The sequence below is a fragment of the Paenibacillus faecis genome (assembly GCF_008084145.1).
GTDB classification, from domain to species: domain Bacteria; phylum Bacillota; class Bacilli; order Paenibacillales; family Paenibacillaceae; genus Fontibacillus; species Fontibacillus faecis.
Map to the genome: position 1 here is coordinate 768,207 of NZ_VSDO01000002.1, position 13,817 is coordinate 782,023.

A 13,817-nucleotide genomic window follows, 5' to 3' on the forward strand; every position below is an offset into this window, starting at 1 on the left:
GAAATCTTGGTGGTCAATAAAATATGGCTAGCCTTAATACTCATCGGTTTTTTATTCGCCGCCGTGAAAGGCGACATTAACGTGGTTACCCAGGCTGCTTTTGAAGGAGCCGCTACCGGAGTAACCGTTTGTTTCGGACTCATCAGTGTTCTGGTTTTTTGGATGGGGGTGATGAAGCTTGCCGAGGAATCCGGCCTGGTCAAAGTCATCTCGCGTCTTTTGGGGCCGGTCGTTTCCTATTTGTTTCCCGATGTTCCGAAGAACCATCCCGCCATGGGATATATTTTATCGAATATGAGCGCCAATCTGCTGGGGCTTGGCAATGCCGCCACCCCGATGGGCATTCGGGCGATGCAGCAGCTGCAGGAGCTGAACCCCGACAAAGAAACGGCATCTCCCGCCATGTGTACCTTGCTGGCGCTGAATACGGCGAGCATTACGCTGATTCCGACGACCTTGATCGCCATACGCATGAATTACCATTCGGCAAATCCCGCGGAGATCGTCGGATCTACTCTGTTAGCCACAGCCATCGCCACATTTGCCGCCATCGCCGCGGACCGTTGGTGCAGAAAAAGATACAGCTGGAAAAAGCCGCCGACCGTTACGCCCTCCACGCCCAATCTATCGATGAAGAGGTGAGATGACATTTGCTGAACTGGGTCAATCTGTTGTCCGCCTGGGCCGTGCCGGTTATGATCGCATTCATTCCTTTATACGCCTACATAAAGAAAGTTCCCGTCTACGAATCTTTTGTGGATGGGGCCAAGGACGGCTTTTCAACGGCGATCGGGATTATTCCGCATTTGGTAGGTATGATGGTAGCCATCAGTGTCTTTCGGGCTTCGGGTGCGCTGGAGTTTTTCGTCGGGTGGATGACGCCTTTTCTGGAGGCGCTTCGCGTCCCTTCGGAAGTACTGCCCCTCGGAATTCTTCGGCCGTTGACAGGGACCGGTTCATTGGCTTTTACGACCGATTTGATCAAAACGTACGGACCCGATTCGATGATCGGACGCATTGCCTCTACCATCCAGGGAAGCACGGATACGACGCTTTATGTGTTGACGGTGTACTTCGGAGCAGTCGGGATCCGGAACGGAAGATACGCGTTGAAGGTCGGATTGTTTTCCGACGTGGTCGGGTTTGTCGCGGCGATTGCCGTATGTCTTGTATTGTTTGGATAATTTTGCGTGACCTTTTTCCTAGATGAAGTTCCTATTAGTCCTAAATTCACGGACCGATACTCCTGATTACGCTCAGGGTTATCGGTTTTTTTTAGTTGTTATGGTTAAATGAATAGGTCTGCATTTTTTGCAAATACATAACGGAAAGAGGGAATTACATAACATGCGGATGAAAAGTGCATGGAAGAAAAAAATGGGGGCGGCCGCTATAACGGCGCTGCTGCTTACTACCGTGTTCTCGTCCACCGGCGTACAAGCCGAGACGGAACTGAACTGGGTCGTAGGGCAAGGACAAACGGTAACGCTCGGGAACAATCTGGCCGATCTGAAGCTGAGCGAGGACTTTGTGTTCCTGAATGGCACCGACACCCAAACCTTCGAGCGGGAAAGCGGAGGCGTCCCGAACGGCTTGGAGATCGGTTCCGTATTCCCGATCGCCGAAGATCAAACGTGGTCGGTCTACTTCGAATATGAAGAAAGCGGTCATATTTCGGATGACGAGAAGGACGAAATCGACGCTGACGCCTTATTGGACAGCTACAAAAAGGGGACTGAAGAGAGCAACAAAGAACGGCCGGAAGAAGATCACATGTTTGTGGACGGATGGGAAACGCCTCCGGCCTACGACGAGAAGCTGAAAAGCTTGACCTGGGCATTGCGAGGGCATGACATTAACAACAACACCTTTATCAACTACAACATTAGAATTTTAACGCGACAGGGCAACGTATCCGCCATTTTGGTCTCCGATCCGAACGAACTGGGGGCATCCAAGAAGATCTTGGAGGACCAGCTGCTGCCGGCCTTTACGCTTAAAGAAGGTCAGCGTTATGAGGATTTCGACGCCAAGACGGACAAGAAGGCCGAATACGGGTTGACGGCCTTGATTCTTGGCGGAGCGGGTTTAGCGGTGGCGAAAAAAGTCGGGCTGATCGCCGGTCTGGTTCTGCTGTTGAGAAAGTTCTGGTATGTCATTATCGCCGCTTTGGGCGTCGTTTGGCGCTTGATCACCGGTAAGAAAAAGAATAACCAGAATCCGCCGACGGAAGTGGCGGAAGGCCCTCAGGACGGGATGAACGGCGAAACCGGGCAGCCGGAAGAATCCCAGGATCGTCCGGCCAATCCGCCGGGGCCAGGGCAAACCTTATAACGAAAAAGGATAGGATGCGGGAGGCGCAAGTTGCCTCCCGCTATTGTTAATTTCAGGTTCTATGGGTATCATGTGTATGAGGTGACTTATTTACATGGAGAGATTGCAGAAGATTTTGGCGGGGGCGGGTGTCGCGTCACGCCGGAAGTGCGAGGAACTGATTCAAAGCGGCCGGGTTCAGGTCAACGGGGAGACCGTTACCGAACTGGGAACCAAAGCGGATCCCGCAGCGGACGTGATTACCGTCGACGGGAAAACGGTCGGTGCGCAGAAGAAAATGTACATCGTGTTCAACAAACCGAAAGGCGTCATCACGAGCGCCTCGGATCCACAGGGCCGAAAAATCGTCACCGACTATTTGAAGGGGATTAACGAGCGGCTGTACCCGGTAGGCCGCCTGGATTACGATACGGAAGGCTTGCTGCTGTTAACCAATGATGGCGAATTTGCCCATCTGCTGACTCATCCGAAGCATCATGTGGCGAAGACTTATCTGGCTACGGTCAAAGGCGTCCCTCATGGCACGGCTTTGGACAAGCTGAAGAACGGGATCATGCTGGAGGACGGAATGACGGCCCCCGCCGAGGTGGAATATTACGATATCGATCCGGAAGAGAAACACGCGACCATTTCCATCACGATTTACGAGGGAAGGAACCGGCAGGTGCGCAGAATGTTTGAGGCGATTCAACACCCGGTCACCAAATTGAAGCGGATATCCTTCGGCGATCTGTATCTCGGCAACCTCAAGAGAGGGTTATACCGTCACTTGACCAAGGAAGAGGTCGAAGGTTTAATCAAGCTGGCGAGAACGGCCGGCAAGCCCGGAAACAGACCAACCCCCAAAAAAGACAAATGAAAAAATAACACAGCACAACGTCGGTGCTGTGTTATTTTTTATTACATGAGTTTAGGAATCCATTCCTTTTAGGTCGTAAAGTAAAATCGAAAGGCCTGAAGAAGCCTTGATTTTATAAGGTTGTGTAAGCTTTAATAACAGGAAGCGATTACATTTGCAAAAAAAACTATTGATTATTTTGGGATGATCTTCTATGCTAAGAGTACAAAAGAAATAAAGTTAAAGCACTTAAACTTTAGGTTAATGCGTGTGAGTATTGAAATCACATGTAATTTGACGACAAAAAGTTAAAGCGCTTTAATTTTAGAAAGAGGATGGTGGTTTTGTGACTCGTCGTGAGAGTCGGAGGCAAACATTTTACATGTACTTGTTTATTTCACCTTGGATCATCGGCTTCCTTGTTTTTGCGCTTTACCCGATTTTGTCGTCGCTTTATTTCAGCTTTACGGACTATGACATCATTCATCCCCCCGAGTTTATCGGATTGGCGAATTACCGGGAGATGTTCCAAAATGAACTCTTCTGGCAATCCGTTCGGGTAACCCTGAAGTTCACTTTTATCAGCGTTCCCGTCCAGCTTTTGCTCGCGCTCGGGTTTGCGCTGCTGCTGAACCAGAAAATTCCGCTGCGCGGATTTTTCAGAACGGCGATGTATTTCCCGAGCATGGTGTCGGGGGTTGCGATGTCATTATTGTGGTATTGGATTTTCAATCCGCAAATCGGTCTGTTCAATTACATGCTGTCCTGGTTTGGAATCAGAGGTCCGGCCTGGCTGATGGACCCGGATACCGCTTTGTACGCGCTGATTATTATGACGTTTTGGACAGCCGGGTCCGGAATGATTCTGTTCCTTGCCGGACTTCAGGGCGTGCCGTCCAGTTTGGTGGAGGCGGCCAGACTCGATGGGGCGGGAAGGTTCAAAATTTTTGTGCACGTCGTCTTGCCCATGATCTCCCCGGTTTTGCTGTTCCAACTCATCATGGGCATCATCGATTCGTTCCAGGTCTTCACACAGGCCTACGTAATGACGCAGGGCGGGCCGAATTACTCCACCTGGTTTTACGTCTACAACCTGTACACCAGCGCATTCAAAGAATATCGCGCCGGCTACTCCTCGGCGCTTGCCTGGGTACTATTGATCGCGGTTATGCTTTGTACCGCCTTGATTATGAAGCTGTCCAACCGCTTCGTTCATTATGAGGGAGGTGGCCGAAGATGAGCACGGTTCGAACGGCCGCGGAACGCGGGCGCCCATCGTTTGAAACCCCGGGTGCGCGCAAACCGGATACGGTGAAAATCGTCAGTTTTCTGCTTTTGCTGGCGACGACTTTTACGATGCTGCTTCCCCTGTTTTTTATGGTTTCCACGTCGCTGAAATCGAGCCGGGAGATGTTGAAATTCCCGCCGACTTTTATACCGGAAACCTGGAGTTTTGGGAACTACCTCGAGATTTTCGATACGCTGCAATTCGGCACGTTGTATAAAAACAGCCTCATCGTCGCCGCGATGAGCGTACTCGGAACGTTGATCTCCTCGGCGCTGGTGGCTTACGGGTTTGCGAGATATCGGGGTCGGGGCAACAACATCTGGTTTATGCTGCTGCTCAGCACGATGATGCTGCCTTATCCGGCGATCATGGTGCCGCAGTTCATCCTGTTTTCCAAGCTGCAGTGGATCGATACTTTTTTGCCGCTGATCGTACCCGCGTTTTTCGGGTCCGCGTATAACATCTTTTTACTGCGCCAATTTTTCCTGACCCTGCCCGATGATTTGTTTGACGCGGGACGGATGGACGGGTGCAGCGAACTGCGGATCTGGTACAAGATCGCGTTGCCGCTCTCCGGGCCCGCTTTGGCTACGGTGGCGATATTCGCTTTTATCTATAGCTGGAATGATCTGCTGACCCCGGTGCTCTACTTGAGCTCGTCCGAGCATTTTACGCTTCCGATCGGTATGTCGTCGTTAACATCGTCGAGATTTCGGATTCCGCCTTGGCATTTACTGATGGTCGCGTCCGTTCTGGCGATGGTTCCGATCGTCACTTTGTTTGCCGTAGCCCAGAAGCAGTTTGTGGAGGGGATCGTTCTCACCGGCATTAAGTCGTAGTATAGCTTGGGGGAGCGAGTCCATCAAAATCATATTCAATGAGGAGGATTTGAACATGAACATTCGGAGAAGGCGAAAAGGTATTGTTGGAATGATATTGATCCTGGTAGCGGCGATGGCCTTGTCTGGCTGCGCCGGCGGAAAGTCGGCGGCGGATACGGCCCCCGGCGGCGGTGAAACGGATTCCGGCGGAGGCGGTCAAGTGACCATCACGCATTACACGATCGATTCCCCGGATCGTACGTTTATCGAGCAGCTTGTCCCTGAATTTGAAAAGCAGCATCCCAATATCAAGGTGAAAGTGGAGAAAGCGCCTTACGAGCAGTTCGACAGCAAACTGCAGACGCTGATCGCCGGCGGAAATTCGCCCGATGTGACGAGCCACTACGGCTACGGCGGTTTCGCGGAATATTACAACAAAGGCATGCTGCTTGATTTGACCGACCTGATGAAGGAAGACGGGTTTGACGCCGCAACGTACAGCATTCCCAAGGAACTGATGGAAATCTATAAAGTGAACGAGCAAACCTACGGTATACCGGTCAATATCTACGTAACTTTGATGATGTACAACAAGGACATGTTTGATGCGGCCGGTTTGCCGTACCCGCCGAGCGATTATGAGGACAAAAGCTGGACGTTCGACAAGATGGTGGAGTATGCCAAACAAATGACCGTGGTATCCGACGATATCGCCAAGACCCAATACGGGGTGGATTTCGCTTGGTCGGAACGCGACATGAAACCGCTGTATTTTGGAGCCGAGCCTTACTCGAAGGATACATGGACGAACGGCGGGGTGCCGTCGGAGACGTATTTTGATTCTCCGGAAGTGATCGCCGCCTACAATAAACTCTTCGACCTGATCTTCAAAGAGAAGGTGTCGCCGACTTCCGAGTGGAGCAAGAGCGTCGCGGGGCAGAACGGGGACCCGTTTGTGGCCGGCAAAATCGGCATGACGGTTGGGGGCTCCTGGATTCTCGCCGGCTCCAACGACTTTCCGTTTAAGGTCGGCGTGGCGGCCGTACCTTGGGGCGGGAACGACAAGGTTCGCAGCAACCTGTTTGTCGATCCGCTGATGATCCTGAAAGATTCGAAGCATCCGAAGGAAGCGTTTGAGTGGATCAAATATTTGCTGACCGACGAAATCCAGGAGAAGTCGATCGAGCTCAGCGGCGGCAACCCGCCCGTGAATACAAAGGCGGCCGAAGCGTATTATAAGCATTTTGAAGGGATCGAGCCGGAGGATGTCAAAAAGGTGATTGAAGGATCGACAAAGTATGGCTTTGAATCGTATAACCATCTCGTCGTTCATTACTCCCAAATCAACGATATGTTTATAAATGAGATGCAGCCGATCGAAACCGGGCACAAAACCGTGGAGGAAGTGATGCCGGTCATACAGAAGAAAGTAACGGAAATCCTGAACAGGTAGTTCATGGAGCAAAACGAGCCGCCCGGAAGGGCGGCTTTTTTGAGAGCGGGGTTAGCGGAAGATCTGTTGGCAATGTATACTGGGGGTAGACCCTGGGTCGGAATCTGATGCCGCAAGGAGAAATGGGAATGAAAGTTAGCATTTTTGACGTGGCCAAAAAGTCCGGACTTTCCGTAGTCACGGTATCGCGTGTGCTGAACGGGGCGGAAACGGTCCGGGAAAAGAATCGACAAAAGGTGCTGGAAGCCATCCGGGAGCTGGATTATCGCCCGAATGCCGCCGCGAGAAGTCTTGCCCGCGGCAAGACGGGGATCATCGGCTTGATCGTCACAACGCTGCAAGATTCTTTTTTCGATGCCATCGTAAAAGAAATGAATGAAGTGTTGGCCATGCACGGGTATTTTCTGGCGATCTCGGTGTCCGACGGACTCGGCAGCGACGGAAGCCACTACCTGATCCAGGAAGACCGGGTTGACGGTCTGATCCTTCTCTCACCGATGGAAGAGGACAGCTATATAGTTGAAATGAAGCGGCGGGGGATCCCTTACGTCCTGATCGATAACCAGAAGCCGGAGAACGACGCTTTTTCCGTAACGATCAACAATCTGAAGGGGGGGTACGCCGCAGCAGCACATCTGCTGGAACTCGGTCACACTTCCATCGCCCACTTGTGCGGCAACGAAACGTTCCGAAGCACCCGGGAAAGGCGTGCGGGCTTTCTTCAGGCTCTTGAGGAAAGGGGAATCGCCCCTTTTGAAATCGTTAACGGGGATTTTGAAATCGCCTTCGGATATGAGACCGGCAAGCGATGGTTGGAACAAGGGAAGCTGCCGAGTGCTGTTTTTGCGGGCGATGACAATATCGCCTTGGGCGTCGTGAACGCGCTGATGGAAGCGGGAGTCCGGGTTCCCGACCAGGTCGCGGTGGTGGGATATGACGACCAATACATCGCGTCGCAGCTGCACCCCCAGATGACGACCGTTCGCCAGCCTGCCGACAAAATCGGCCTGGCGGCCGCCGAGATGCTGCTGAAACGCATCGAGGGGAAAAACAAAAGAAGCGCGGTGCAGAGGATTGACCCGGAACTCATCGTCCGGGAGTCGACGGTCGGAATAAGCCATAGAGAACGGTGAGCGTTCTCGTTAAATCGTGTCAAGCTGGGAGGCCGCCGATGGAGCGGCCTTTTGAATTGCAGCTATGCGATTTTATTATATAATGAGAAGGTCACATAATATTCAAAATTTCCCCGGCGGAAAAGGTACTCCTTTTAGCTATAATGTTCATAGGATGTTCACTTTTTCGTCAATGATTATGATAATCATCACAGAGGAGAGTTGTTTCATGGGGAAGGCTAGACGGCCTGTTCAAATCATTATATTGGTTTTCATCGTCATTCTCGGGGGATATGCCATCAGTTCGGCCGTATTCGGCGGGGGCACCGGCAAGCCGGAACCGGGAGACAAGCCTCCTGCCGTAAAGCTGCTTGGGCTGGACGGCAAGGTACATACGCTGGAGGAGTACAAAGGGCAAGCCGTGGTCCTCAACTTTTGGGCGACTTGGTGTACCTATTGTGTCAACGAAATGCCTGCCCTGCAAGCGCAGTGGGAGAAATGGCGCGATCAAGGGGTTGTTGTGCTCGGAATCAACACCGGGGAGGATGAGATGACCGTACGGAATTTTACTGAACAATTGGGCATCGATTTTCCGATCCTGCACGATTTCGAGAACGACGCGGTCCGCAATTACGGCGTAGTGCCGATGCCGACGACCTTTTTTGTGAACAAGAAGGGCAGGATCGCCTCTATCCGCGAAGGGGAGCTGGATTTGGAGACGCTGGACGACCAAATCAAGCAACTGGTTAATCCTTAACGACGATAGGGGGCGAAGTAGCCATGATAAAAAACACGAAGTGCGAGTGCGGTCATCAGAACCGGGTCGGAACCGTTCTCTGCGAGGCGTGCGGGAAACCATTGGAAGATAACGGCGATTCCACCGAGCTGCTCGAAATGAGATATGACGGGGCCGCCCGGCGATCGCAGCGGGCCAACCCGAATTGGATCGATAAAGTTTGGAATTTCTTCTCCTCGGTGAAAGTTGCGGTATATCTGATTATATTTACCTTGATCGGGGCCATATTCGGAACGATTTTCGAACAGGAGAGCAATTTCGTCAGTTTCGATCCCTCAACGTTTTATAAAGAAAAATACGGGACGATCGGGGACCTTTATTACAAGCTGGGCCTGTCCCATACGTATGAGTCCTGGTGGTTCGTCACGCTGCTCGTCATGATCGGGGCTTCCCTGGTCATTTGCAGTCTGGACCGGGTGTTGCCGCTTTACAAAGCGCTTTCAAAGCAGAAGATCAAAAAGCATATGCAGTTCCTTACGCGCCAAAAGGTGGTTTACCAGGGACCGGTTTCGGAGAACGGTGCAGCCTGGACGCAGCGGGCGATCGCGCCGTTGAAGAAAAAAGGGTACCGGGTGCATACGGACGGCGATGCGCTGCTGGCGGAGAAGCAGCGGTTCAGCCGCTGGGGGCCTTACGTCATTCATATCGGACTGATCGTCTTCCTGCTGGCCGTGCTGTTCCGCGGTCTTCCGGGACTGCATCTTGACAAGCATTACTGGTTCCCCGAAGGCGAGATTACCAAAATTCCCGATACGAATTTGTATCTTAAAAATGAGAAGTTTACGGTGGAATACTATACGGAAGAGGAAATGTCCAAGGAATTCCGGGAAACCGGTAAAGTCGTTCCCAAGCTGTTTGAGACTAAAGCGGTGCTTTACAAATGTACGGCGAATTGCGACGACCCTTCTAAAGAGCCGGTGCTCACGGAAGTCAAACGGCATGCCATTCGCGTGAATGATCCGCTGAATTACCAGGGCTTTAAAGCCTACCAGTTCGATTTCGATCTTACGCCGAAGCTTCGGTCCGTGAAACCCGTTCTGGTCGATGTAAAAACGGGGAAACAGTACGGCAAGTTCCAATTGGACATGACCGACCCGCAGTTGAAATACGAACTCGGGCCTTACACGCTTGAACTGAAGAACAAGTTTATGGACTTTTCCCTCAATGAAAAAGGGCAGCCGGTCTCCATATCGAACAATCCGAACGCCCCGGCTTTTTTGTTTCTGGTGAAAGGCCCCGATTTGCCGCAAGAAGGGGTCCAATATATTTATTTTCCTAAAGTCATAGACAAAGAGCGGTTTCAACAGGATGCCATTAACGAGAAGCTGGGCGGACTTCAGAACAAACTTGCGCTGGATGTCCTCGGGATGGAGGATGTCGATTTTATCGAGTCTTCCAGTTATCTGAACATTCGCGTCGACCGCGCGATGCCGTTCGTATGGTTGGGTCTCGGCATTGTGATGATCGGTCTGGTTATGGGATTTTACTGGCATCACCGCCGGATCTGGCTGCGCATCGATGACGGTGTACTGACGCTCGGGGCGCATACGTCGAAGAATTGGTTCGGCCTGCGCCGGGAAGTAGCCGCGTTCCTGAAAACGATGGACGTGGATGTGGATGAGAAGGACTTGGAAAACGGAGGGAATCGGTCATGAATTTTTTGGAGATCAGCAGGCTGGCGTTTGTAACTGCCTTTTATCTTTATTGTCTTTCTTTTATCTTTTACGTAATCGCGGTCACCGGAAAAACGTGGAAAAACCGGGATCCCAAGCAGCATGAACGCAAATGGGGACGGATTTCGTTCGCGACCTCGTCGCTCGGACTTCTGGCCCACTTGATCTATTGCGGAACCCGCTGGGCCTACAGCGGCCATATTCCGGTAAGCAACATGTACGAATTCATGACCTTCTTGTCCATGATGATCATGATCGCTTTTACGGTTGTATTCCTCATCTACCGGAAAATATTGCTCGGCATGTTCGCGCTGCCGGTCGCGATCCTCGTGATGGCGTACGCGGCGGTGTTTCCGCAGGAAGTTCAGCCTTTGATCCCGTCGCTGAGGTCCATTTGGCTCTACATTCACGTCACTTTGGCGGCGACGGGCGAATCGTTCTTCGCTGTCGGTTTCGCCGCGGGACTGATGTATTTGCTGCGCACCGTCGACTTTGGCAGCCATGACAAAAGTGCCCGCCGGCAAAAAAGATGGGTTGAATTTACGCTTTTTTCTATTATTATAGTAGTGGGCTTCATTGTCTCTGTATACTCGTTCCGGGCTGCCGGATACGAGGCGGTTTTCACTCAAAATACGACAAATATTGACAGCCAAGTAGAGGAAGATAGTACAATAGGTAAAGAAGTGTACAATTTGCCGCCTATCGTGGCTCCTCATAACAGCACGATGGAATCCGTCCAGCCTTTCCTGGGGATGGATCATGCCTTATTTGAAGCTCCGTCCTGGATGAAGGGCGTGAATGCGGGACGTAAATTTAACACGGTGTTGTGGTCGATATTATCAGGTATAGTGATTTATGCTCTGTTAAGGTTGATTTTGCGCCGGCCGCTCGGTCAGTTGCTGGCTCCTACGGTGAGAGGAATCGACCCGGACGATCTCGACGAGATCAGCTATCGGGCTATCGCGATCGGTTTCCCGATCTTCACGCTGGGGGCGCTGGTCTTTGCCATGATTTGGGCACAGCAGGCTTGGGGGCGGTTTTGGGGCTGGGACCCCAAGGAGGTTTGGGCTTTGATCACGTGGCTGTATTACAGCGCGTACCTGCACCTTCGGTTATCCCGCGGGTTTCAGGGCAAGAAGGCTTCTTGGCTTGCCGTTCTCGGGTTTCTTGTCGTTATGTTTACGCTGGTCGGCGTAAACCTTATTATTGCCGGTCTTCATTCCTATGCGGGAACGGACTGAACCGGCCTGACTTCGAAGTTAGGCCGTTAAGCTGAAATGTAAGATGATGAATAGGGGTTGTTGTCCATGTCAGATCAAGAAAATCGCATCCTGGTAGTCGACGATGAAGAGCGGATTCGCCGCTTGCTTAAGATGTATTTGGAAAAAGAAGGTTATGAAATCGATGAAGCCGAAGACGGCGAAACGGCGCTGAAAAAAGCGACGGCCAATGATTACGGCCTGATTCTTCTCGACGTCATGCTGCCGGGCATCGATGGCGTGGAGGTCTGCAATCGGCTGCGGCAGGTGAAATCCACGCCGGTTCTGATGCTGACGGCCAAGGGGGAGGAAATCAACCGCGTTCAAGGGTTTGAAGTCGGCGCCGACGATTACGTGGTAAAGCCGTTCAGCCCGCGCGAAGTGATTTACCGGGTCAAGGCGATTATGCGCCGCGCTTCGGCAACCGCCTATTTGACCAAGGAAAGCGGGACCAGCAACAACATCGTGTTTCCGCATCTGGTTATCGAGCACGACGCCCACCGGGTAACGGCCAGCGGCCACGAAGTCAGTCTCACGCCGAAGGAATATGAACTTTTGCATTATTTGGCGGTATCCCCGGATAAAGTGTTTTCCCGGGAGGAGCTGTTGAAGGATGTCTGGAATTACGAGTTTTTCGGCGACCTTCGCACGGTCGATACGCATGTCAAGCGTCTTCGTGAAAAGCTGAACAAGGTTTCGCCCGAATCCGCGGCCATGATTACGACGGTGTGGGGCGTGGGGTATAAATTGGAGGTCGCGAAATAAGTGCGCTTCTGGAGAACGCTCGTCGGTAAACTATGGATTACGATCATTTGTTTGGTTGCGTTTATTCTGCTTTCCATGGGCCTGTTTCTGCTTCCGTATATCGACACCAATTTCACGAACCCCGGAGCGGTCAAACAGCTGTTCGTCATCGTAGGGATGATCGGATTCTCTCTGACTACGTTCTTTGCCTTGTTTCTGTTTACGAAAATAACCCAGCCGATGCAGCGGCTGATCCAGGCGGCCGATTCGGTCCGGAAAGGAAAGTACGATACCCGGTTGTCGCTGCGCACGAGCGATGAAATCGGCGTGCTCTCCAACACGTTCAATCATATGGCCGAGGAACTGGAAAGGACGATCCGCAGCTTGAACCACGAGAAGGAGCATCTCTCCAGCGTGCTTCGCAGCATGAATGACGCGGTGATCACACTGGACGGAAACGGCTATGTCATCCTGACCAATCCCCCCGGGGACCGCATGCTGCAGATGTGGGGGGATTTGCCGGAGGAGGAAGGCGATCCGGCAAAGGGAAGCCCTTCGTCCCCGTCCGATTCGGGGAACGCTGCCAAAGTACCCAGACCGTTAATGGAGATGTTCCACCGGATATTGGCGCAGGAAGGCGACCAGAGTATGAACATCCACGTCAAGAAGGGCGTGTGGTCCGTGCATATGGCGCCGCTGACCTCCGACGGAGAGATCCGCGGGGCCGTGGCGGTGCTCCGGGACGTCACCGAGGAGGTCCGGCTGGAGAAAATGCGGCGGGATTTCGTAGCCAACGTGTCCCACGAAATCCGCACGCCGTTGTCGATGATGCAGGGATACAGCGAGGCGCTGCTGGACGGGATGGCGACATCCCCCGAGGAGAGCGCCGAACTGGTGCAGGTCATCCATGACGAGTCGCTGCGGATGGGGAGGTTGGTCCGCGACCTGCTGGACCTGGCGCGCATGGAAGCCGGCCATACCGACATGCCGATGCGCGATGTGGATTTCCGGGAACTGGCCGAAAGGGTATACCGCAAATTTCTGGTACGGGCGAAGGACCATGAAATCGCCTTGCGGCTCGAACTGGGGGAGAGCCGCCTGCTCTTGGCGCATGCGAATGAAGATCGATTAGAGCAAGTGTTGACGAACCTGCTGGATAACGCGTTTCGGCATACGCCGGATGGCGGCGAAATCGTGATCGGCGCACATAGGGAGACGCGGCGGGAAGGACCCGCGCTTCATGTCAGCGTAAGGGACAGCGGTGTAGGCATCCCGGCGGACGATTTGCCCTTCGTCTTCGAGCGGTTTTATAAAGCCGATAAAGCTCGGGTGCGCGGCGAAAGCGGCGGAACGGGGCTCGGTCTGTCCATCGTGAAAAATATTGTGGACGCTCACGGCGGGACCATACATGCCGAAAGCGAGCTCGGCAAAGGTACGGTATTTCATCTGCTTCTTCCTGTCGAGAAACCGCAGGAAAGATAAAAATGTAAAAACACCCT

The 13,817-nt window shown here is 52.5% G+C and carries 13 protein-coding genes; all 13 read left to right on the forward strand.

The window, feature by feature from the left end; genetic code table 11:
- The first annotated feature begins 9 nt into the window (after positions 1-9).
- The 13 genes from FRY98_RS11385 (at position 10) to FRY98_RS11445 (ending at position 13,800) form a co-directional block, all read left to right on the forward strand.
- Positions 10-642, forward strand: coding sequence for a nucleoside recognition domain-containing protein (locus tag FRY98_RS11385; RefSeq protein ID WP_148451862.1), 633 nt, complete (start codon positions 10-12; stop codon positions 640-642).
- Between the two features lie 8 nt (positions 643-650).
- The gene (locus tag FRY98_RS11390) at positions 651-1,184 is read left to right on the forward strand and encodes a spore maturation protein (RefSeq protein ID WP_148451863.1); all 534 of its coding nucleotides are present in this window, start codon (positions 651-653) and stop codon (positions 1,182-1,184) included.
- 163 nt (positions 1,185-1,347) lie between these two features.
- Entirely contained in the window at positions 1,348-2,334 is a 987-nt protein-coding gene (locus FRY98_RS11395; protein ID WP_148451864.1) for a DUF2167 domain-containing protein, read from the forward strand.
- A 94-nt stretch (positions 2,335-2,428) separates the two neighbouring features.
- Entirely contained in the window at positions 2,429-3,193 is a 765-nt protein-coding gene (locus tag FRY98_RS11400) for a pseudouridine synthase (protein ID WP_148451865.1), read from the forward strand.
- A gap of 361 nt (positions 3,194-3,554) precedes the next feature.
- Positions 3,555-4,412, forward strand: a complete 858-nt coding sequence (locus FRY98_RS11405; RefSeq protein WP_211373282.1) for a carbohydrate ABC transporter permease — start codon at positions 3,555-3,557, stop codon at positions 4,410-4,412.
- Complete coding sequence (locus FRY98_RS11410; protein ID WP_148451867.1) at positions 4,409-5,299, forward strand: carbohydrate ABC transporter permease; 891 nt, start codon at positions 4,409-4,411, stop codon at positions 5,297-5,299. Before FRY98_RS11405 ends, FRY98_RS11410 begins: the two co-directional genes overlap by 4 nt.
- Positions 5,300-5,354: 55 nt before the next feature.
- Positions 5,355-6,734, forward strand: coding sequence for an ABC transporter substrate-binding protein (locus tag FRY98_RS11415; RefSeq protein WP_148451868.1), 1,380 nt, complete (start codon positions 5,355-5,357; stop codon positions 6,732-6,734).
- 128 nt (positions 6,735-6,862) lie between these two features.
- A complete protein-coding gene (locus FRY98_RS11420) occupies positions 6,863-7,867 on the forward strand; it encodes a LacI family DNA-binding transcriptional regulator (RefSeq protein ID WP_148451869.1) in 1,005 nt (334 codons plus the stop codon).
- A gap of 208 nt (positions 7,868-8,075) precedes the next feature.
- Positions 8,076-8,603: a peroxiredoxin family protein gene (locus FRY98_RS11425; RefSeq protein ID WP_148451870.1), complete on the forward strand. Its 528-nt coding sequence runs from the start codon at positions 8,076-8,078 to the stop codon at positions 8,601-8,603.
- A gap of 23 nt (positions 8,604-8,626) precedes the next feature.
- Entirely contained in the window at positions 8,627-10,297 is a 1,671-nt protein-coding gene (gene resB / locus FRY98_RS11430) for a cytochrome c biogenesis protein ResB (RefSeq protein WP_148451871.1), read from the forward strand.
- Complete coding sequence (gene ccsA / locus FRY98_RS11435) at positions 10,294-11,556, forward strand: cytochrome c biogenesis protein CcsA (protein ID WP_148451872.1); 1,263 nt, start codon at positions 10,294-10,296, stop codon at positions 11,554-11,556. The genes resB and ccsA overlap by 4 nt, the downstream gene beginning before the upstream one ends.
- Before the next feature lie 66 nt (positions 11,557-11,622).
- Entirely contained in the window at positions 11,623-12,339 is a 717-nt protein-coding gene (locus FRY98_RS11440; protein WP_148451873.1) for a response regulator transcription factor, read from the forward strand.
- Positions 12,340-13,800 (forward strand): ATP-binding protein, encoded by a 1,461-nt coding sequence (locus FRY98_RS11445; protein WP_148451874.1) that lies wholly within the window; start codon positions 12,340-12,342, stop codon positions 13,798-13,800. It abuts the gene before it with no gap.
- Positions 13,801-13,817 lie beyond the last annotated feature (17 nt).

What these genes read in the sequence shown, in the direction of transcription:
- FRY98_RS11395 (WP_148451864.1), top strand. Translation starts at nt 1,348, where the DNA reads ATGCGGATGAAAAGTGCATGGAAGAAAAAAATGGGGGCGGCCGCTATA.
- FRY98_RS11400 (WP_148451865.1), top strand. Translation starts at nt 2,429, where the DNA reads ATGGAGAGATTGCAGAAGATTTTGGCGGGGGCGGGTGTCGCGTCACGC.
- FRY98_RS11405 (WP_211373282.1), top strand. Translation starts at nt 3,555, where the DNA reads ATGTACTTGTTTATTTCACCTTGGATCATCGGCTTCCTTGTTTTTGCG.
- FRY98_RS11410 (WP_148451867.1), top strand. Translation starts at nt 4,409, where the DNA reads ATGAGCACGGTTCGAACGGCCGCGGAACGCGGGCGCCCATCGTTTGAA.
- FRY98_RS11415 (WP_148451868.1), top strand. Translation starts at nt 5,355, where the DNA reads ATGAACATTCGGAGAAGGCGAAAAGGTATTGTTGGAATGATATTGATC.
- FRY98_RS11420 (WP_148451869.1), top strand. Translation starts at nt 6,863, where the DNA reads ATGAAAGTTAGCATTTTTGACGTGGCCAAAAAGTCCGGACTTTCCGTA.
- FRY98_RS11425 (WP_148451870.1), top strand. Translation starts at nt 8,076, where the DNA reads ATGGGGAAGGCTAGACGGCCTGTTCAAATCATTATATTGGTTTTCATC.
- resB (WP_148451871.1), top strand. Translation starts at nt 8,627, where the DNA reads ATGATAAAAAACACGAAGTGCGAGTGCGGTCATCAGAACCGGGTCGGA.
- ccsA (WP_148451872.1), top strand. Translation starts at nt 10,294, where the DNA reads ATGAATTTTTTGGAGATCAGCAGGCTGGCGTTTGTAACTGCCTTTTAT.
- FRY98_RS11440 (WP_148451873.1), top strand. Translation starts at nt 11,623, where the DNA reads ATGTCAGATCAAGAAAATCGCATCCTGGTAGTCGACGATGAAGAGCGG.